Annotated in this window: 16 protein-coding genes; 8 read left to right on the top strand and 8 right to left on the bottom strand. The window is 41.1% G+C overall.

The window, feature by feature from the left end; all coding sequences use genetic code 11:
- Positions 1-13: 13 nt before the first annotated feature.
- On the bottom strand, positions 14-610 hold the full coding sequence (locus H589_RS0102435) for a 3'-5' exonuclease (RefSeq protein WP_027720556.1): 597 nt from the start codon (positions 608-610) through the stop codon (positions 14-16).
- A 308-nt stretch (positions 611-918) separates the two neighbouring features.
- Positions 919-2,520, bottom strand: a complete 1,602-nt coding sequence (locus H589_RS0102430; protein ID WP_027720555.1) for a peptide chain release factor 3 — start codon at positions 2,518-2,520, stop codon at positions 919-921.
- A 364-nt stretch (positions 2,521-2,884) separates the two neighbouring features.
- Between H589_RS0102430 and H589_RS0102425 the strand changes: the two genes are divergently transcribed.
- Positions 2,885-3,859 carry an SAM-dependent methyltransferase gene (locus H589_RS0102425; protein ID WP_027720554.1) on the top strand — a complete coding sequence of 325 codons (975 nt, stop codon included), beginning with the start codon at positions 2,885-2,887 and terminating at the stop codon, positions 3,857-3,859.
- On the opposite strand, the gene H589_RS18990 is transcribed toward H589_RS0102425, so the two are convergent.
- From H589_RS18990 to H589_RS0102405, 4 genes are all read right to left on the bottom strand, one after another.
- Positions 3,842-10,273: an ATP-binding hybrid sensor histidine kinase/response regulator gene (locus H589_RS18990; RefSeq protein ID WP_051249588.1), complete on the bottom strand. Its 6,432-nt coding sequence runs from the start codon at positions 10,271-10,273 to the stop codon at positions 3,842-3,844. The two genes, H589_RS0102425 and H589_RS18990, sit on opposite strands and share 18 nt — an antisense overlap.
- A gap of 185 nt (positions 10,274-10,458) precedes the next feature.
- Positions 10,459-11,355 carry a nickel/cobalt transporter gene (locus H589_RS0102415; protein ID WP_245577026.1) on the bottom strand — a complete coding sequence of 299 codons (897 nt, stop codon included), beginning with the start codon at positions 11,353-11,355 and terminating at the stop codon, positions 10,459-10,461.
- Between the two features lie 68 nt (positions 11,356-11,423).
- A complete protein-coding gene (locus H589_RS0102410) occupies positions 11,424-12,053 on the bottom strand; it encodes a DUF1007 family protein (protein WP_027720552.1) in 630 nt (209 codons plus the stop codon).
- 95 nt (positions 12,054-12,148) lie between these two features.
- The gene (locus tag H589_RS0102405) at positions 12,149-12,733 is read right to left on the bottom strand and encodes a TetR/AcrR family transcriptional regulator (protein ID WP_027720551.1); all 585 of its coding nucleotides are present in this window, start codon (positions 12,731-12,733) and stop codon (positions 12,149-12,151) included.
- 234 nt (positions 12,734-12,967) lie between these two features.
- Between H589_RS0102405 and H589_RS0102400 the strand changes: the two genes are divergently transcribed.
- Positions 12,968-13,267, top strand: a complete 300-nt coding sequence (locus H589_RS0102400; RefSeq protein ID WP_027720550.1) for a hypothetical protein — start codon at positions 12,968-12,970, stop codon at positions 13,265-13,267.
- A 2-nt stretch (positions 13,268-13,269) separates the two neighbouring features.
- Here H589_RS0102400 and H589_RS0102395 read toward each other — a convergent pair whose 3' ends face one another.
- Positions 13,270-13,899, bottom strand: a complete 630-nt coding sequence (locus tag H589_RS0102395; RefSeq protein WP_027720549.1) for a TetR/AcrR family transcriptional regulator — start codon at positions 13,897-13,899, stop codon at positions 13,270-13,272.
- Positions 13,900-14,146: 247 nt separating this feature from the next.
- On the opposite strand from H589_RS0102395, the gene buk reads away from it, so the two are divergent.
- The 5 genes from buk to epsC all read left to right on the top strand — a co-directional run bounded on the left by buk (position 14,147) and on the right by epsC (position 19,642).
- Entirely contained in the window at positions 14,147-15,238 is a 1,092-nt protein-coding gene (gene buk / locus H589_RS0102390; protein ID WP_027720548.1) for a butyrate kinase, read from the top strand.
- Positions 15,239-15,539: 301 nt separating this feature from the next.
- Entirely contained in the window at positions 15,540-16,379 is an 840-nt protein-coding gene (gene nifU, locus H589_RS0102385; RefSeq protein WP_027720547.1) for a Fe-S cluster assembly protein NifU, read from the top strand.
- Between the two features lies 1 nt (position 16,380).
- The gene (nifS, locus tag H589_RS0102380; protein ID WP_027720546.1) at positions 16,381-17,574 is read left to right on the top strand and encodes a cysteine desulfurase NifS; all 1,194 of its coding nucleotides are present in this window, start codon (positions 16,381-16,383) and stop codon (positions 17,572-17,574) included.
- Between the two features lie 245 nt (positions 17,575-17,819).
- Positions 17,820-18,743 carry a cysteine synthase A gene (gene cysK / locus H589_RS0102375; RefSeq protein WP_027720545.1) on the top strand — a complete coding sequence of 308 codons (924 nt, stop codon included), beginning with the start codon at positions 17,820-17,822 and terminating at the stop codon, positions 18,741-18,743.
- An 11-nt stretch (positions 18,744-18,754) separates the two neighbouring features.
- Positions 18,755-19,642: a serine O-acetyltransferase EpsC gene (gene epsC, locus H589_RS0102370; protein ID WP_027720544.1), complete on the top strand. Its 888-nt coding sequence runs from the start codon at positions 18,755-18,757 to the stop codon at positions 19,640-19,642.
- A gap of 92 nt (positions 19,643-19,734) precedes the next feature.
- Here the strand turns inward: epsC and arfB are convergent, their stop codons facing one another.
- Positions 19,735-20,151, bottom strand: coding sequence for an alternative ribosome rescue aminoacyl-tRNA hydrolase ArfB (gene arfB, locus H589_RS0102365; RefSeq protein WP_027720543.1), 417 nt, complete (start codon positions 20,149-20,151; stop codon positions 19,735-19,737).
- A gap of 109 nt (positions 20,152-20,260) precedes the next feature.
- Here arfB and H589_RS0102360 point away from each other — a divergent pair, with 109 nt between their 5' ends.
- On the top strand, positions 20,261-20,620 hold the full coding sequence (locus H589_RS0102360; protein ID WP_027720542.1) for a NifB/NifX family molybdenum-iron cluster-binding protein: 360 nt from the start codon (positions 20,261-20,263) through the stop codon (positions 20,618-20,620).
- The last annotated feature ends 18 nt before the right edge of the window (positions 20,621-20,638 follow it).

Here is a 20,638-nt window from a genome sequence, read left to right as displayed (position 1 = left end):
AGTCTAGTGATATTTATAAAATACCCAGCTCATGAAACTTGAGGTAGATTTCACGACTTACCCATGCATCTGTTGCAGCATAGATTATTTGTTGTGGAGTAAGTTCCTTGCGTCCCCAGTTTGAGCATTGGACGCCTTTTGAAATCCGAAAATCAAGTAAATTGGCAGCAAGGTTGCGAAGTCCATTTGTTTGCATTTCAAGGGATCTGGCAAGATCACCGAGGTCCACAAAACCATTGTCTTCAAATTGAGAAACTTGACGTAGTTCCTTTACATCATTGATCACAGCTACGCCTGTTTTAATTATATCAGCCGAGGAGAGAAGTTCTTTAATTCTTTCTGACAGGGAAATATGATTAAGGTGAAGCAGATATACGCAATCTTCAGTTGCGAGTTGGATAAGTGATGGTGGGTATGAGACACCCTTACGAAAAACAGGTCGGGTTTCTGTATCAAATCCCAGCAGATTGCACTTGCTTATTTCCCCAATTGCTGCAGGAACATCCTCTTCAGTATCAATTAGTTTGATAGGGCCATCGTACTGGCGCAGGGGAAGTTCATTTATTTCTGCTTTTGTAAATTTTCTTTTATACTTTTCAGGTAATTGCATAAATATGAAAAAGTTCCGGTAATTGTTGAAAATATACTGTTACAATTAGTAACAGATAGTTCCTACCGGCCCGTGATGCTTCAGGAAAATAGGCCTGAAAAATCACGGGCGGGCAGGATATTAATTTGTCGTTTATTCACAACTAATTATAGCCCGGTCAGTTTTTGCGATAAATGCTTAAGGACTTAAGACCTCCATGCTCAGCGCCGCTCCGACCAGAAGCTTTAATTGATCTGCTCTTGGATATTAGTCTATGAAGGGTTCGTCAACCCTATGTTACAAATTAAGCACATTCGTGTTTTGATAGATTATTGATGTTCCCTTGTTTTACGAAATTCAATTTTTGGCCATTCTTCTTCAGCCTGCTGTAAGCGCCATTGACTTGGTGCAAGAAAAGTTAAGTTTTCATCACCGTCAAGAGCTACAAAGCGAGGATAGCGTTTTTTGATGCCATCAAGTTCTCTGATGTCATCGGAGTGCAGCCAGCGGGCTGTATGATATTCAACCGGTTCATACAATGCACTGACACTGTACTCATCTTTAAGGCGTGAGATGATAACATCAAACTGCAGCATTCCGACTGCACCAAGGATATTGTCATTGTTACCAAGTGGTTTAAAAAGCTGCACAGCGCCTTCTTCGGCAAGCTGATGTAATCCTTTATTGAGCTGCTTGCTTTTAAGCGGATCTTTAAGAATCACCCTTCGGAAATGCTCCGGTGCAAAGTTAGGGATGCCTGTAAATTTCAATTCTTCTTTGGTGGAGGTAAAAGTGTCGCCGATTTTTATGGTTCCGTGGTTGTGTACACCTATAATATCTCCTGGAAACGCCACTTCGACCCCTGTACGGTCCTGAGCCATAAATATTGTGGCATTGGCAATCTGTACTTCTTTACCAATGCGATGGTGCTGCACTTTCATTCCGCGGGTAAATTTACCGGAGCAAATGCGCATGAATGCAATGCGGTCACGGTGAGCTGGATCCATATTTGCTTGAATCTTAAATGCCACCGCTGAAAAGTCTTTTTCAAAAGGCGAAACTTCACGAGTTGTAGTTGCTCTTGGACGTGGATACGGGGCCAGCTCAACAAAAGAATCCAGCATTTCCTGCACACCAAAGTTATTAATGGCACTACCGAAAAAGACCGGAGTCTGTTTACCTGCAAGATACCGTTCTTTATCAAAGGGGTAGCCTGCTCCTTCAAGTAATTCCAATTCTTCACGGAGTTGCTCAGCCTGATCACCAAGCAGTTCGTCAAGTCTGGAGCTGCTCAGATCTTTAATAACCTCTCCTTTCTGGATGGCCCCGCCGTGAATGGCAGAAAAGAGATGCAGCTCTCCTTTGTAAATATTGTATGTCCCTTTAAAATCAGACCCCATACCGATGGGCCAGCTTAAGGGCGCACATTCTATTTGCAATGTGTCTTCAATGTCTTGCAGCAAATCAAATGGATCGATTCCCTCACGGTCCATCTTATTGATGAAGGTGATGATGGGAGTATCACGCATCCGGCAGACTTCCATGAGCTTTTTGGTTTGGGTCTCAACGCCCTTGGCACAGTCAATTACCATAAGAGCGGAGTCTACTGCGGTAAGTACTCGATATGTATCTTCGGAGAAGTCCTGGTGACCGGGAGTATCAAGAAGGTTAATTTCATAATTATGGTAATTAAACTTCATAACAGAAGTTGTTACGGAAATTCCGCGCTCCTGTTCCATTGCCATCCAGTCAGATGTTGCATGGCGGTTTGCTTTACGGGATTTAACTGTTCCGGCCATCTGAATAGCTCCGCCATAAAGAAGAAGTTTTTCAGTAAGTGTTGTTTTACCTGCATCTGGGTGACTGATGATGCCGAAAGTTCTTCTGCGTTCAACTTCTTTCTTGATATTGATATCGATATTTTCAGACATTGATATATTTCCTGTAATAGCGGGATTAATTTTTAGTTTAATTGATGCTGTAAAAGACGTTGAAGCATATTGCTCAATCTAAGTAGTAAAAAAGAGGTCCGTTTACAGCAAGTGCTGGAAAGTGCGTATCAGGATTGGCGCAAAGGTCAAGTGCAAGTTTAATGGCAGAGCATCATAAAAGAATAAATTTTGCATTTTTATTTGGATTCATTTAAACGGAGTCTCCTGAAAATGTAATTTTATTCTTGAGAATGCCTGCTTATATTCTATCGATATTTTTTTGCCCAGTGGCATTAGATTGTAAAACAGGTTATATAGTATATGTGTTTACATTTTGTCCAAAATGCAGAGTAGGATAAGAAAAATGATACAGAAAGCCAGCCTGAAATTGTTGCAACGTCCTCCCATGTCTGAGTCGGTTATTCCTGTTGAATTATACCGTAAAACTTCACTTATTTCTGATCTTGAGCAGGCCGGTAATCCTGATTTGGATTTAGACGGGCCTATTTTAATGAATATTTTGGTTAAATTTTTTCATACTTATGTTTATCCAGGGTCTCATGAGTCAGTGCTTGATTTGCGAGATATTTCACTGCTTTTTGATCAGTTTGTTCATAGGCGCCTTGGCAGTGATGTTTTGGAAAATTGCCTTGCCTTGCGTCAAGAGTTGCTTTCATACGGATTTGCTTTATGCATGCTGGCTGATTTACCTAAAAGTGCTCATATTTTTAAAGCGATTGCTGAGTCTAGACCCCATTTGGGGGGAGAGGTTTTCACCGGACTTGATATTGGTTCCGGCACAGGTATTTTGATGCTTGCTATGAGCGTGCAGGCGCGTCGAAATGGTTTTAATGCTGTTTCACTGGTTGGAATAGAAAGAAATCAGATTGTTGCAGAGCGCACGAATACAGTGCTGGGAAAAATGGGGTTGGGAAATGTAATTGTTGCAGATGCAAAGAAGGTTGAAAGTTACGGTTTTTTGGAGAGTAAGGAATTACATTTTGTCAGCAATGAAACTCTACCCAGCGTTGGACGCAGTCTTTGGAAAGAAGACTTTATATTTATTTGCAAGACATTATTTGACGGGCTTGCTGAGCAGACGTCAAAGGCTGGTTTTTTTCCTGAAGCAGTACTGGTCGGGCGCAGCTCAACGGAAATGTTGACAGAACTTAATAGGGATAATTCTTTTCAGCTTGAAGATGAAAATTATCCGTTACGACTTATGAAACCATTTGCAATAAGACTTTTGGGCACAATGACGCCTCTAGAGGCTGTAGGTTCTGGTTATAGTGAGAACATTTCAGGAGCATGGAAGTCTGTTTTAACCCGTCGCTGGTGATTGCTCGTCATCAGAAATAGGGGGCAGATTTTTTTCTAAAGCATGTAGTAGCTTTTTCTTTTTTACGGGTTTAGCCATATGTGCTGTACACCCGCATTCAATACAGCGCTGAGCATCTTCCTGAAAAGCATTTGCTGTAAGAGCCAGTATAGGGGTTTCAATTTTATTGTTTTCTTTTTCATATTCCCTGATTGCTTTGGTTGCTTCGTATCCGTCCATGACAGGCATCTGAATATCCATCAGAATGATGTCATAATTTCCGGCAATGTATTTCTCCAAACCTTCTTTGCCATTCTCTGCGTACGAGAGTTGATAAGGAGTCTTTTTAAGGAAAAGATTAATAACTATTCTATTGTCTTCTGAGTCTTCCACAAGAAGGACGTGTTTCTTATCCTTTGTTTTTGGTATATTTTTTTCAACATGAGCGTCGTTACTGTCATCTTCGTTGTCGGCTCCTTTCAGGTTGCTGAAATCTATTCTTGAATACTTAATTTCCTCAACAATCGCGATTGGATGCACGGGCCTGTGAACAAATGATGCTCCAAGCTGTTTTGCTCTGGTTGTTGCTCTAGGCTGTGGCCTGGAATCCATTATCAGAATAATTTTCCAGTCTGAACATAAATTTTTTTTAAGTTTTTTAAGCATTTCAAAACAATCATCATCACCTGAAGGGCTACCGATTAAGAGAATTTTATTATCTGATTGTGCAAGAGATATTTCAGCAGCATAAGTTGATGCCTGCGTAATATTTTCAGCTGAATAAATTTTTGCACCTACATCGGTCAGACTTTGACAAAGAAATTCACGACAAATAGTTTTTTGGTCTACCATTAAAATGGTTGATCCTTTTAATATTTGTTGAATTTTAGGTTGTACTGGAAAATCAGTTTTGACAGTAAATGCGAAAGTTGACCCTTTTCCTTTTTCACTGCTTACGTATATTCCTCCCCCCATACTCTTAACCATGCTGTTACAGATGGAAAGGCCCAGCCCTGTTCCTCCGAAATTACGTGTGGTTGATGAATCTGCCTGAGAAAATGTATCAAAGATAGTATTCATTTTTTGGGTAGGGATACCTACACCGGAGTCTTTGATAAGAACACGAAGAAATCCTGTGTCAGTCAGCTGCGCATCGAAAGTAATTGTTCCTGCATCAGTAAACTTAAGGGCATTCCCGACAAGGTTTACTATTACCTGTCTGAGTCGGGTCGGATCTCCGGTTACTATTTGAGGAATATCTGGATCAATATACCAGCAGAACGCTATCTTTTTGCTTTGAGCTCTTAAAGCAAAGATTGATCCGATTTCTTCGAAAAGATCTTCCAGTTTGAAGTCTATTTTCTCAATGTCAATTTGACCTGCTTCAATTTTAGAGAGGTCCAGAATGTCATTAATAAGTAAGAGAAGATTTTCTCCGGCATTCTTAAAAAGTTTAACATAGTTCCGTTGTACTTTGCTAAGCTTTGATTCCCAAAGCATCTCTGCCATACCGAGAATTGCGTTCATGGGGGTACGAATTTCATGGCTCATACTTGCCAGAAAATCACTTTTTGCTTTATTGGCCGCATCTGCTGCAACTTTTGCCCGCTCCAGCTCACGGGTTTTTCTTTTTTCGGTAATATTTTCAAGTACGCCTTCAATGCAGTTTTCTCTTTCGTTATTGTCTTCATGCATGGTGGCTGTCATGCTAATCCATATTGGTGTGCCATCGCGTTGGCGCATGTTTATTTCCATGTCACGTATGACTTTTCCTGCCACCAATTCGTTAAGAATTGCCTGATGTATTTTGTGGTCTACATAGAGAGAGCGCATGGGCGTTGATTTGAATTCATTCCAATTATTGTAGCCGAACATTTCTGCAAGAGCCCGATTTCCTTTTTGCAGTTCACCGTCAATATCTGCGCCTGCACGAAATACACCTACATTGATGCTTTCAAGCAAAGTTCTGTGTTGGGTTTCAGAATCTCTTAACTCGGAATAGAGCCGTGCATTCTGAATAGAAATTGCAGCCTGTGAGCAAAGAAGGTTCAAAACTTCAAGACGGTCTTCTGTAAAAACTCCGGGGCTGAGGTTGTTTTCAAGATAAAGGACTCCGCGCATAAGCTGCTGATTAACAACAGGCATAGCCAGAATTGATTTAGGTTTGGTTCTGATAATGTAGCTGTCTATAGTGAAGGGACCTTGCGATCCTGCATCCCGCAAGACTATATTGTCTTTTGAGCGAAGAACATAATTTACAATACTTATACAATATAGATCTCGATTGTCCGTAGGGTTAACACGTGTTGTTACACCGTGCTTGGAAACAAATGCATGAGCTGTAAGTTCAAGGCTATTTTTGTTGGTGAGTAGAAGTGTTGCCTTCTGAGCTCCTGCATTTTCAATAACGATACGCATGAGCTTATCTAAAAGCCTGTTTAGAACAATTTCACCAGAGATAGCCTGAGAGGCTTTTACTACAGTAGATATATCAAGTGAATAGTTGCTTTTGGATGAATTAATAGCTTGATTTCGTTCAGTTAGAGCAAATGGTGCTGCAGTATCAGTTTGTAAAAGGCGGTGATCATCAATAAGTCTTTTAACTTTTGCAGTTGCTCCCCACTGACGATAATACTGACAGGCTTCACTAAGCAACGCTAGCCCGGATCTTTTGCCTCCAATTGAAAAGTGGAATTTGGAAGCAAGTTCGCAGGCCAGTCCGGAATAGCTGTGCGAACCAATCTTTTCGCTGCTGCGTATAGCTTCTTCATAAAGAAAAATTGCTCCGTTTAAATTTCCGGTCAATCGTGAAAACTCAGCTTTTGAAAGAATATACAAATGTTTAAAATTTTCCGGACAATTACGTTCCCATTTCTCAAGTTTCATGAGGGACTTTTTTATACGGCTAAAATATTTTTTTTGAATTTGAGCTGGCGTGTCAGAATATACGGCAGACATATTTATAATACTGAAAAAATGAAAAACAGGAATGATATACATTCCGAATAGAGTCTGCTCTATACTCTCATAAATTTGATCAATATATTCTAACGCCTTTGTGTGATATGAAAAGTATGAAAGAGTTATTATTTTTGATATTTTAGTCCACGCTTCAACTACCTCAGAACCAGTCTCTCTGGCCATACCGAGCATCCGTACCTCTTGAAAATTGTCATCATCGAGATGCCCGGGAGTGAATGTTTTTCCTTCAAGGCTTTTACACATTTGCAGAGCAAGACTGAGGTTGCCGGAACTAAGATTATTATTACTTTTATTAATGAAATTAGAAAATTTACCTGCTGAACGATAGACTTCCGCTATGGAATATCCCTGTAGAAACTTGTAGTATACTGTAAAATATGCAGAATATCTCGCATAGGAGTTGTCTCCGTACAGCATCCCGCTTTGAAAAGCCATTTCAAGAACGTTGATGCTCCTGGCTAGTGGTACATGCCAATGGTCATGCATACTTCCACGCAGTAAATTAATTTTGGTTTCAAGTTCGGGGTTGTTAAAATATTTGTTAAGTTCCACAGCAAGTTTAGAGAATTCTTTTGACTTATCAAATGAGAAATATTTTGCAGCCAGGAACATTGCATAAAACATATAGCCGAATGCTGAAGATGGAGCATTTCCGTATTTAAGAGAGAGGCGTATAATTTTTAAAGTCATCAAAAAAACAAGTTTTTTATTGAACATATACGCTGGTGCAATGGTGTACATTAAAAGATTCATAATCTCTTGATTCTCTTTACTGTCCATATCTGGAACCTTTAACAGTTCTTCAGCTTTTTTGTTGCCAAGTAGAATTCTGGTTTTAATCAGGCTTATGTATATTGATGATTTACTTGGTGAGGTCGGTATATTTATTTTATACATGCTAAGCATCTCGAGTCCTATTTTAACAGACTCGTGATATCTTCCTTGATCAAAATAAAGTAGCATTTTTATAGTGTTAGCTCGTACAATATCACTTCTATTCGCAGCATGTTTAATGATATTTTGAAATATTTCGGCTGAGTGCGTAGTATTTCCAAGATGGAAATCACATTCAAACCAGTCCAGGTATAGGTCTAAGGTTCTTTGGTAATGGTTTATCCAGCTGTTTTTGCCAATTAGCTGTGAAGCTAATTCCAGGTATTGTCCTGCCATCTCAAATGCAGCACTGTTCTTCGCTTTTTTTGCTGTTTGAATAAAAATATTTAAAACTAATTCCTGCTCTTCAGCTTGGGCGATTGCTTTGATGTTGAAACTGTATTGTGCTGAAATTTCAAAGATCATATCTTTGATCTCTATATCATTGTATATGCCAAGCATTGCCCTCCCTATTTTGAGGTGCAGGTCTTTTTTCTCTTCTGTTGTTAACATGGAATAAGAGGCATGCTGTAGCCTGTCATGCATAAAAGACAGATATTGAGGTATGTTGGGTGGAGTTGAGTCGGATATGGTTAAATGAACAGCATTTTCAGATACAATCAACCCTTCCTGTACAGCAATGTCTATGAAATGGATGACAATCTCTTCAGGCATATCTGTCACTTCAATAAGCAGGCGGAGGTCAAATTTACTGCCGATACATGATGCTGTCTTCATGATTTCCTGGACTTCAAAAGGTTGTGTCATGATCTTATCTGCCATGAGCTCAACAATATTTCCATCCACAGATATCTCTTTGATCTTTTTTAAATCCCACTCCCATATGGATTTTAAATAATTAAATTTTATGAATCCACTTCGGTATAGATTGCGTAAGTATTCACGAACAAATAAAGGGTTACCACCAGTCCTGGTATATACGAGACCAGCAAGATCAGCAGTCCGCTTTCTTTCTGTGCGCAAAGTTCTGCTTATAAACCCATGAACTTGTCCAAGCTTTAGTTTGTCCAGAGTTATGGTTTTGCTGTTAGGCATTTTTTCAATTTCAGTAAGCAGTCTGCGCAAGTCAGCATCAAGGGATTGACCAGTGCGATATGCACAGATAAGCATGAGATATGGGGAGTCTTGGTCTTCAAAAAGGCGCTTTATAAGCTCTATTGATGAATGATCAGCCCATTGGAGATCATCAAGGAACAGAACAAGAGGTTTGTCCATGCTTGGAAAAACTTTTACAAAATTTTTGAAAGTCAGATTAAACCTGTTTCGTGCTTTTGCCGATCCCAGCTCAGGAGGCTGAATCTGTTTACCTATGAGTTGTTCAATTTCAGGTATCATTTCTGTTATTAGGCCTGTGTTTTGTCTAAGAACGTCAGTGATACGTTTTTTCCAAGCATCAATAACCGGTGCTGGGCTGCTTAATCTTTTTTTTAGTAATTCTTGAAATGCTTGAATAATTGCGCTGTAGGGGCGGTTACGTTGGAACTGATCGAACTTACCTGAAATAAATTCACCACGATCTTGGAACACATGTTTACTAATTGAGCGTACAAGGGATGTTTTTCCGCAGCCAGGCTCTCCGCAGACCATAACAATTTCACCGTTTCCAAGTGATGTTTTTTTATACGAATCAAGGAGGATATCTTTTTCTGTTTTTCTTCCAAACAATCTGCTTGAAAGTGTAAATGAGTCAGAAATATCCTGCTTTCCTACGGAGAAACTGTCTTGTGGATCATTACTTTTAAAAAGTTTTAAACATGTTTTCAGATCTTGAATAATACCATATCCAGACTGGTATCTGTCCCCCGGATTCTTATTCATCAGCTTTAAAATAACTTTTGAAATATATTGTGGAACATCAGGATTAAGCATGTGTGGAGGCATCGGTTCAACTGCAAGATGATTGTGGATAAGTTCCAAAGCATCATCTGCAATGAACGGCAATCTTCCGGTAAACATTTCGTATAGAGTTACTCCAAGGGAATAATAGTCAGATCGGCGATCAAGGTCACCGCTGACCCGTCCACTTTGTTCAGGCGAAATATATGCTATATTGTGATCTGCAATATGCATTGTAGGAGAAAAAGAATTTACGTCGGAGATTATGCTGGTGTGTTGAAGATTTGTTAGAGCTACTTCTTGAAAGTCAGGTGAAACCAAAACGCTGTCAGGACGAATATTTCGGTGAATATAATCGGATGAATGTATTTTTTTTAATGATTTAATTATGTTAATTGCAATTCTAATTTTATGACGCATGTCCGGCAGATCATTATCAACGAAATGCTTAAGGGGTTGGTAGCCTTTATCTTCAAGTATCAAAGCGAGTGAATTGTCAGTGTGGTGAAGAGCTATGGCTTTAATTACTCCTGTATTGGCCATTTCTTGTGAAACAGAAAATTCATTTTTTAATCCAGCAAGAGTTCGAAGAGAAGGAAATTCCGATTTAGGGTATTTTATAAGGACTGGTAAATTATCGTATTCACGTACAGCTCTATATAAAATTATCTCAGAACTTTCATATATGGAGATTATATCTTCATAGCCAGCAAGATTTATCATTGTTCACAACTCTCCAGGCATTAATATCCATAAGTTATTTCAACTGATTGAAATAATGATGCTATTTTTAGGAATAAGTGTATAAGTCATAGCCTACTGGTTATAAAATTAAGACTTATATATTTTATAGCATTAAAGAGTCATTCTGTCATGAAAAGAGTTTTAATTATGGAGAGAAGATGTTTTTAGCTAAGATGGGCTGCGAGCATAATGGCCCCGAAAAACATAATAACCAGAGCACCTGTAAGAGCAAAAATTGAATAAAGACGTGTAAGTTTATTGGATGCAGTCTTGTCCAAAATACAGCGGGTTTTGGCAGCTGTAAATGCGAACAGTGAAGTGGTTACTGCCATTCCTGTGGCAAGAAAAAACATAGCAATAAGTCCAGCCCAGAGTATTCCTGTTGACAGTGTGTAGACAAGTATAATTGCAGCTCCGGGGCAGGGTACAATCCCCGTAAAAAAAGCAACAGTTATAATTTCTTTAAAAGAATCCTGTTGGTGAGGCTGACAACACCGCTGTGTGCCGTTACGAGCGAAAGAGCGCATAGCCCCGATAACAAGCCATACTCCAATTAAGGCTACTAATGCGTAACTGCCAGTCTGAAGGTGATAGTTGAAACTTTCAAATCCAGACATGCCACTGCTGAAAAAAAGATAGGCAAGAGAGACAGCAAAGGCTGCTGATCCGACATGTACAAGGGTTATTACCCATGACATAAGTGAGGCAGCCAGCATAGAACCGCCGCGAGAAATAAAATATGCGCAAACAACCGACTTTCCGTGACCAGGGCCTACGGCGTGTACTATCCCGTAGGCAAAGGCAAATGACATAAACAGCCAGAGAGATTTTCCAAAGGGATTTATCTTAATATTTTTTGCAAAACCAGTCAGCTTTGTTCTGATTTCCTTTTGTATTAGCGTTATTCTGGTCAGAACTTCTTCATAAAGTCCTGCAGAATTTTTGCTGCTCCGAGTTTTTACAGCAAAACGGGATGATTTTTCTATGGAGGATTGGGTTTGGCTATGATCCTGATTTTGTTTTGTTAAAAAAGGATTGGTGGCACATTGGGCTTTAGCCACGAAAGTTAAGCTAGCCAATGCAAAGGTCATTAACAGCAGTATGTCGATGGTGATGTTTCTCATGTTTCTTATTGGGGGAGCATGGTGAATATAACTGCTTCCGGGATAATTTGGCTATGAAAGTAGGCCATATCAGGTACAGGTTCCAGATTGAGGGTGGTAGTATAACCGGCTGGCTGGTTCGCAAGTTTATTTTTGGGATCCATCTGAAAAGAAGTGTAAAAGCTTTCATCATAGATGGCGACCATTGCGACATGCTTGCGTTTATCTTTGGAAATTTTAAGGGGAACAAAAAAATTGTAAACAAGGGTTGAGTCTTCAATTGTAGGTTTAAACTCAGTGGCATCGACGGATTTGATAGGCAATCCATCTACGTATATGTGTGTGAAATAGTCAAAGTTCTTCAGATTGATAAAAGCACCTTGTTCCAATTCTTTCGCTTCCTGCGGGGTGAGTATATTGTCGTGATTCTGGTCAAAGTCACCAAGAATCATAGTTGCAAACATTTCATCAAACCACCATTTCTGGCGTATCCCTTTTAATCCATCTGCATCAAATTCAAAGGTAAGTGAGCAGTCAACAAATACATGTGGATGGGCTTGTGCTTTTTGGGAAACAGACAGTACTGAGACCATAGTAAGCAGGATCAATAAAGTTATTCCAGATTTAAACACCAGATGCTTGATTTTTACTTTCATATAGACAGGATGGAAGATGTAAAAAGTGTTAAGTGCAGTTATTTATATTCAAAACCGTTCAGAGTGATTCGGACGGTTTTGAATAAAAAAGATTTTTAATCTCTTGATTTAATGCTACGGACTACGAATTCTGTTGTTTCTTCGTATAGGTTCGGTAAATCATATGGAGAGAGGAAACGAGTTCTGACTGTACCGACAATATTTGAATAGACAATTGTAGTAGTATCATCAATCGATATATCTCTGATAGAACCGTCTTCAATTCCTCGTTCTACACATTCTCTGATTATATTCAGTAGTTGTTGGAACTTTATTGATATTTTAGTGCGGTCCATGTCTATTTGCACATCGGAAAATGGAGAGCAACGTAACAGAACTGGGAAGGTATTACGATGTTGCAAGGTGTAGCTGAGATAACTTTTCATGAAAAGTTGTATCCCTTCAATTCCCGATTTTGCTCTTCGCATTTCTTCGTTCAAGTATTCCATAAGATCATCAACCAGAGCAACTCCGGCTGTGACAAACAGTTCTTCTTTGCTGCCGAAGTAATGTGAAACCAGTCCGAAAGCCACTCCTGCGCGTTCAGAGATCATTTTTACAGTGGTACCTGCATAGCCATATCGACCAAATGTCTCTTGCGCAGCATATAAGATTGCGTCTTTTTTGTTTTTACCTTTCATGTCCCCTCGCTGGCACAGTTTAGGTTTTATAGTTGCCCGCTTGGCAGATGTTTTAATATTCTTTGATCAATGGGTCAAATGCTGTTTCTTTGATGTGAAGCGTGGGAGAGTTTCTTTATGTTGTATATAGTTGGAGATAATATTATATTAATCTTGATCCTGTCATTTGTAGAAAACCTGCGTTGATATTGATCTGCTGGATTTGGCAACAAAAACGTATTTTGGGGGAGTCTTGTGACTAATTTGGGTTTTAATGAAATCATTGCTTTGATTTTAGTGGTGGGGGCTACTGTTTTTCCTATCTGGCTTGGACTAAGGTTGCGCAGAACAAAACCAGGAGAACTTTGGGTTGGTTGTCTTCTCTGTCTTGTTTTTGGACCCATTGGACAGGTGTATGTTGAGGGCTGGTTGCCATGGTTTCTTATTGTGCTTGGTGTATGCATAGGAGTGCAGCAGGTTTTACCATCTGAGCCTGCTATGCTGATTATGGTTGTATCATCGCCTCTGGTAATGTTTTTCAGGCTGCGTCGCTAGAGCTATTCACCGTCATGGTAGAGAAGGCCGCGCAGCATTTGATGCATCGCTTTTTCCATACGGTTCCAACCGACTTCATCTTGCAAGCTTACTCCGCCAAATGTTTTAGTATTAAGTGATCGGATGGCAAGATAGGAAATACCTCCTCCAAGCAGAGCAACGGCTGCGGCAAGGTCTACATCATCGGGAACATCCTGGTTCATGTGTTCGAAGAACTCCAGAGCCGTTCTGACTCTAACGTCCTCCAGTTCATCTGAAACTGGACCCCGTTCCAGCATTTCCCATGTCAGCAGACGCAGAGTATCCGGTCTTGTTTCAAGAGTTCGACGAAGGGCGATAAAAAAAGCCCCGACCTGTTTTTCAGGTTCTATATCTGGAAATTCTGAAGGGGCATTTGCAAGCAACTCTTCTGTGGTAGGCCAGTAAATACCTGATCCTCCCAGTTCTGCCATCATATTTTCAAGCCCGTTGAAGTAACTGTAAAGTATTTTACGTGAAACGCCTGCTTTCAATGCAATTTCGTCTATATTCAGTTTGTTGAATCCATATTTTGCTGCACACTTGTAAGCAGCGTGAAGTATTTTTCTGCGGGTAGCTGTGAGAGTATTTATAGGAACAACTTTTAATGTCATAAAGAACCGCCTGTTCTGTTGTTTATCGATTTGCAATACTGTTTGTTATTTGGTTTATAGCAACGTGTAAAGAAAGCATTATAATAGATTTTAAATGTAGAGTTTTAAGCTCTTTTCCATCAAACAGACACGGTAAATTATATGCCAGTTTCAGCAGCAGGTACAGAGAGTATAGCAGACTTTAGTTTTTTTGCTTTTTAGCACATAATGTCGGGGAAGTTTTGAACAGTTTTTATGGAGATAGTTAATGGCTTTCAGAATTTTAATAATTAATCCCGGGGCTACTTCCACTAAGGTTGCAATTTTCAGTAATGATAAAATATGTTTTGACGCTGAACTGAGTCATTCGCGGGAAAGTATAGATGCATATTCAACTGTAATGGATCAGAAGGATTTCCGCATTGCTGCTGTATTGGATCTGATTAAAGGTGAGATTAAGCAGAAGTTGCCGGACATGATTGTCGGGCGTGGTGGCTTGCTGAGACCTATTCCAGGAGGTCCGTATTCTATAAACAGTGATATGATATCCGATCTTGGCAGTTCAAGATACGGAGCGCATGCCTGCAATCTAGGTGCGATCATTGCCAGTGAACTTGCGGGAAAATGGGGCGTTCCATCCATGATTATGGACCCCGTTGTTACGGATGAGATGGACCCTGTTGCAAAGGTGACGGGGCTGCCTGAAATCAAAAGACGCACTGCTTTTCATGCCTTGAGCCAGCGAGGTGTTGCTCGGAGTGTGGCTGAAAAACTCGGCGTAGATTACGATAAGAGTAAATTTATTGTCACTCACATGGGGGGGGGCATGTCCATAGGTGCACATCGTAATGGGAAAATCATTGATGTTACAAATGCTCTTGATGGGGAGGGGCCGTTCAGTCCAGAGAGATCAGGTACCTTGCCTATTCTTCCTGTCCTTGATCTGATTGAAGCTGGCACATATTCATTTGCGGAAATGCGTAAGACCATAACTTCCGGTTGCGGTTTGCTCGCTTTGCTTGGGACAAATGATTTGCGGGAGGTTGAATCCCGTATAAAGAATGGTGATAAGGAAGCTAAATTTGTTTTTGATGCACTTACCTACAATATCAGCAAGTATATATGCTCTTTCATTCCAGCTCTTATGAAAGGGGATAAATCCAAAAGTCCAATTGGTGCAATCATCCTTACCGGGGGGCTTGCAAGAAGTAATATGTTAGTTCGTGCTGTTGATGATCTTGTTGGGTTTATTGCTCCAGTTCACGTTGTTACAGGTCTTGAAGAGATGGAAGTCATGGGGCGGGGTGGCCAGGATGTGCTTACCGGTAAGCTTCAGGCACAGACATATGCCGCTGTATAGAAGAACAGGATTTTTGTTGGGTATGGCATTAAAAAGAATCTTTTTAATGCCATACCCCTTGAAAATTTGCTTATAGGACCTAAATAATACTGTGCAGGTATATAATTCTTGCAGAAGAATGGCTTTGAGCGTAAAATAAATCATACTAAAAAGGTATGAAAATTAAGTGCTGACCATATTAAAAAGTAATTTTTCTTCACAATATATGAGAAGTGCGTATATTTTAATAATAAACATGGTCTTGATATTGGGCCGTAATTAAAATCAAGTTCACCCCCTCCACGGGGATGCGGAGGATATTATGTGGGAATATACAGATAAGGTAAGAGAACATTTTTTGGACCCTAAGAATGCAGGAACTATCGAAAACGCTGATGCTGTGGGCGAAGTAGGGTCCTTATCCTGCGGGGATGCCTTGCGTTTGTTCCTCAAGATTGATGAGGATGGACGTATTGAAGATGCGAAGTTTCAAACTTTTGGATGTGCAAGCGCGATCGCATCGAGTTCCATCCTAACTGAAATGATCAAAGGCATGACAATAGAGGAAGCTGAAAACGTTTCTAATAAGGAGATTGCTGAGGCCCTTGGTGGTTTGCCGAAGGAAAAGATGCACTGTTCCGTCATGGGACAGGAAGCTCTTGAGGATGCTATCCGTAAGTATCGTGGCCTTGATGCTGCCCCTGCGCCTGAGGGGGAAATAGTCTGTAAGTGTTTTGGCGTAACTGATCTACAGATTAAGCGTGCCGTTCTTGAAAATAATCTGACTACTCTTGATGAAGTTACCAACTTCACCAAGGCTGGAGGAGGTTGTGAAGAGTGTCATGGCCGTATTCAGGAGATTATTACTGAAGTTCGCACTGGAAAGATTGCTGAACCTGCTTCTGTTCAGGAAAAGCCTGCTAAGCTGACAAATCTCAAGCGGTTTCAGCTTGTAACCAAGACTATTGAAGAAGAAATTCGTCCATCTCTCCACAAGGACGGCGGGGATATCGAACTTATCGACATTGAAGGTACTGAGGTTATTGTTTCTTTGCGCGGATCGTGTGTCGGTTGTCCTTCCAGCGGGCATACTCTTAAGGGGTTTGTTGAACGCAGACTTAAGGAAACTGTTGAAGAAGCTATAACTGTGCGGGAGGCCTAGCATGAATTCTGTTTACCTCGATAACAATGCCACAACTATGGTAGCACCTGAGGTGCGAGAAGCTATGTTGCCTTTACTGGGCGAAGAGTATGGTAATCCTTCTTCTATGCATGGACTTGGAGGCCGTTCAGGATTGTACCTGTCTCAGGCCCGTGAAAAGGTTGCCGCCGGACTCGGGTGTGATCCTGATGAAATTATTTTTACCTCTTGCGGAACCGAGAGTGATAATACTTCTATTTTCTCAGCTCTCGAATCTCAGCCTGAGAAGAGGCATATTATTACCACCCGTGTAGAACATCCAGCAGTACTTAATGTTGCCAAGCACTATGAACGCAAGGGCTACGCAGTTACTTACCTCGGTGTTGATTCCAAGGGACATTTTGATCTTGAGCAGTACCGGGCAGCGATCAGGCCCGATACCGCTCTTGTGTCTGTAATGTATGCAAATAATGAGTCAGGAGTAATTTCTCCCATTGAAGAGATGGTGGACATAGCCAAGGAGCATAATGTTCTTTTTCATACCGATGCAGTACAAGCTGTAGGTAAAATACCCATTGATCTCAAGAAACTGCCCGTTGATTATCTTGCTCTATCCGGACACAAGATTCATGCCCCCAAGGGAGTAGGTGTAATGTTTTTGCGCCGCAATACTCCTTTTCGTCCATTTATGCTCGGAGGACATCAGGAAAGCGGTCGCAGGGGAGGTACTGAGAATCTTTCAGGTATTGTAGGCCTTGGAACTGCAATGGAGCTTGCTGTAAAGCATATTGAGGAGGAGAACACCCGTGTACGGGCTCTGCGTGATCGCCTTGGAAAAGGGCTTATGTCCGCTATTCCGGATTCCATTATCAACGGAGACACGGAACAGAGGCTTCCCAATACCCTCTCTATTGCTTTCAAGTTTATTGAAGGCGAGGCCATGCTGCTCATGCTTGACCAGTTCGGTATCTGTGCCAGTTCCGGATCTGCCTGTACTTCCGGATCCCTTGAACCTTCACATGTTTTGAGAGCCATGGGAGTACCGTTTACTTATGCCCACGGCTCATTACGTTTTTCATTATCTGTATACAACACTGATGCGGATATAGACATCGTGCTTAAGGAACTCCCCCCTGTCATCAGCAGGTTGCGTCAGATGTCTCCGTTTCGTCGTGGTGATGAAGGTTTGGACTGGGCTGACAGTCACGCCCATTAGATCTTATTAATTAAGATTATCGGCAACTAGTTGCTTTTAATGGACGGGATATTATTAATAATAAATTCCCGTCCTTATTTTTTATTGGGAATTAGCAATTCAGACTCACTTTATTAAGTGGGGGTAAAAGCGTAGACCAATTCTTTGTAGATTGTCTTTCGCTGGAATATTCCCTTTCTGACTAAAGCATTTCAGGATTGTTTTCCTTATACTTTGGTCTTCACAGATCTGCCGGAGGTAAATAAATGAAAATTCATAATTCTATGATTTCTTTGGTGGGGGGGACCCCACTGGTCAGGTTGAATAAGGTCAGCGAAGGCTGTAAGGCTCAGGTCGTTGCCAAGCTTGAATTTTTTAATCCTTGTTCTTCTGTAAAAGACCGTATCGGTGTTTCTATGATTGAGGAGGCCGAGAAGAGGGGAGCTATTCAGGCCGGTGCTACCATTGTAGAACCTACAAGCGGTAATACCGGAATCGGGTTGGCTTTTGTCTGTGCGGTCAAAGGGTATAAACTCATTTTAACCATGCCTGAATCAATGAGCCAGGAACGCAAGGATCTACTCAAAGGTTTTGGGGCTGAATTGGTGCTTACTCCTGCCGCGAAGGGTATGACCGGTGCAGTTAATAAAGCGAAAGAGATAGCGGAAAATGATCACTCCGTTTTTTTACCTATGCAGTTTGCTAATACTGATAATCCGCTCGCACATCGTAACTACACCGTTAATGAAATATGGGAAGACACAGACGGTAAGATAGACATTTTTATTGCAGGTGTCGGCACCGGTGGAACAATTACCGGTGTAGGTGAGGAGCTGAAGAAACGTAATTCTGAAATAAAGGTGATTGCAGTTGAACCTGCAAAGTCTCCTGTTCTTTCCGGTGGAAGTGCCGGCCCGCATGGTATTCAAGGAATTGGCGCAGGTTTTGTGCCTGATGTCCTTGAAACAGAGATTATTGATGAAGTTTATAAAGTTGCGGATGAAGAATCTCTGGCAATGGCGCGCAGACTTATTCAGGAAGAGGGTATTTTGTGCGGAATATCTGCCGGAGCAGCAGCCTGTGCGGCAATTGAAGTTGCAAAACGTGAAGAAAATAAAGATAAGCTGGTGGTATTTATTGTTCCCGATACAGGGGAGCGTTATTTGAGTACTGCACTTTTCAAGGATTAAGGATAAGTATAATGGTTAGCAAGATAGGCAGTCCTTTGTTGGCGGAAGTAGTGGAAGCCCTTTGTGAGAAAGAGTCATATCAATCAGTATACCATATGCCTGAACATGACAGACCAATGCCTTCACTTGAGTCTCTTGGTGAGTTGGTTGAACGTTTGCAGGCAGTCCTTTTTCCCGGTTATTTTGGCAACTCAGAGATTCGTCCGGAGACTATGCGCTATCATATCGGTGGCAATCTTGATGTTGCCTACCGTATACTTGTAGAACAGATTTTGCGTGGTCATTGTTTTTTCTGTAAATCAGATGAACTTACCTGCACTGACTGTGAAGATAATGCCAAGCTTGTCGCTTCCGAATTTATGGCTTCACTGCCTGAAATGCGTCGTCTGCTGGCAACGGATGTTCAAGCCGCGTATATTGGTGATCCTGCATCCAAAAGTCCGGGAGAAACAATTTTCTGCTACCCTAGCATCACCGCTCTTACACATCACCGTATAGCTCACGAGCTTTATAAGTTAAAGGTTGATCTGATTCCGCGTATTATCGGAGAAATGGCTCACTCCAAAACTGGAATTGATATTCACCCCGGTGCGCAGATAGGAGAACATTTTTTCATCGATCATGGTACTGGAACCGTAATTGGTGAAACCTGTATTATAGGCAAAAATGTCCGCCTGTATCAGGGGGTAACTCTTGGGGCGAAAAGCTTTCCGCAGGATGATTCAGGCAACCTGATCAAGGGCATTGCACGCCATCCAATTGTGGAAGATAATGTGATTGTCTATTCTGGAGCAACTATTCTTGGACGGGTTACTATCGGTGAAGGCTCTATAATCGGCGGTAATGTATGGGTGACCAGTTCTGTTGAGGCTGGAGAAAGGCTTTTGCAAACCAAGTAGTTTATCCGGGCAGGATTACTTGTTTTATGAAATGTTTTTAGAGAGGGTAGATACCGGTTATTTTCTCCGGTATCTACCTTTTTTATGAAACTTTAATATTCGGGTTTTGATCGATTCTTTTTTACATCTGATCGTTTTTTCTTTCCATTGACTCTTTTTCTTTTAGATGAAAGTGGCACTCTGGTTTTATGTCTCTGCCTGACCGGTTTAAGAGCCTCTGCAAGAACATTTGCGAACCGTTCCAGAACCGTTTCTTTATTTCGGAACTGGCTGCGGTGCTCTTCACAGGAAAGTTGTAACTCGCCTCTGGAATTGATTCTATTTTTCAAGCGACCTGTAATTCTTTTTTTTTGAAATTCAGTAAGATTCTGTGAATCCTGAATATTAAATACAAGAGTCACTTTAGATGATGTCTTGTTTACATGTTGACCACCGGGGCCTGAGCTGCGGCTGGTGATGAAACTTATTTCATTTTCGGGTATGGACAATGTGGATGTGATACTTATCATAGCTTTCGGTTGGATTGTTCTGTTTTTTAATCGCGTATATGGCGTACGTTAGTCTTAGGTCCGGTGCAATGGGTCTGCATCGTTCTTATATTTTTTAAGGAGTTATTAAATGAAAATTGCACTTCCCTCAAGAGACGGGCAGGTTGACGGACACTTCGGACATTGTGAAGCGTTCACTATTTACACATTGGATGAATCTAAGAATATTATTGATGAAGAAAAACTCACCCCTCCCCCCGGTTGCGGATGTAAATCCAATATTGTTCCAGTTCTTGCAGAAAAAGGTGTCAGCGTGATGCTGGCCGGTAACATGGGACAGGGCGCTGTGAATCTCTTGCAGAACAGCGGTATTCAGGTTATCCGCGGATGCGGTGGTGAATTGAAAGAAACAGTTGCACAGTGGGCAGCCGGAACACTTTCCGACTCAGCCGTTGTATGCGATGATCACGAGTCCTGCGGCAATCACTAGGCCGTAGCTTTTAAAGCG

The organism is Maridesulfovibrio zosterae DSM 11974 (assembly GCF_000425265.1).
GTDB lineage: Bacteria > Desulfobacterota > Desulfovibrionia > Desulfovibrionales > Desulfovibrionaceae > Maridesulfovibrio > Maridesulfovibrio zosterae.
This window is presented reverse-complemented; position numbering and strand designations above follow the sequence as displayed.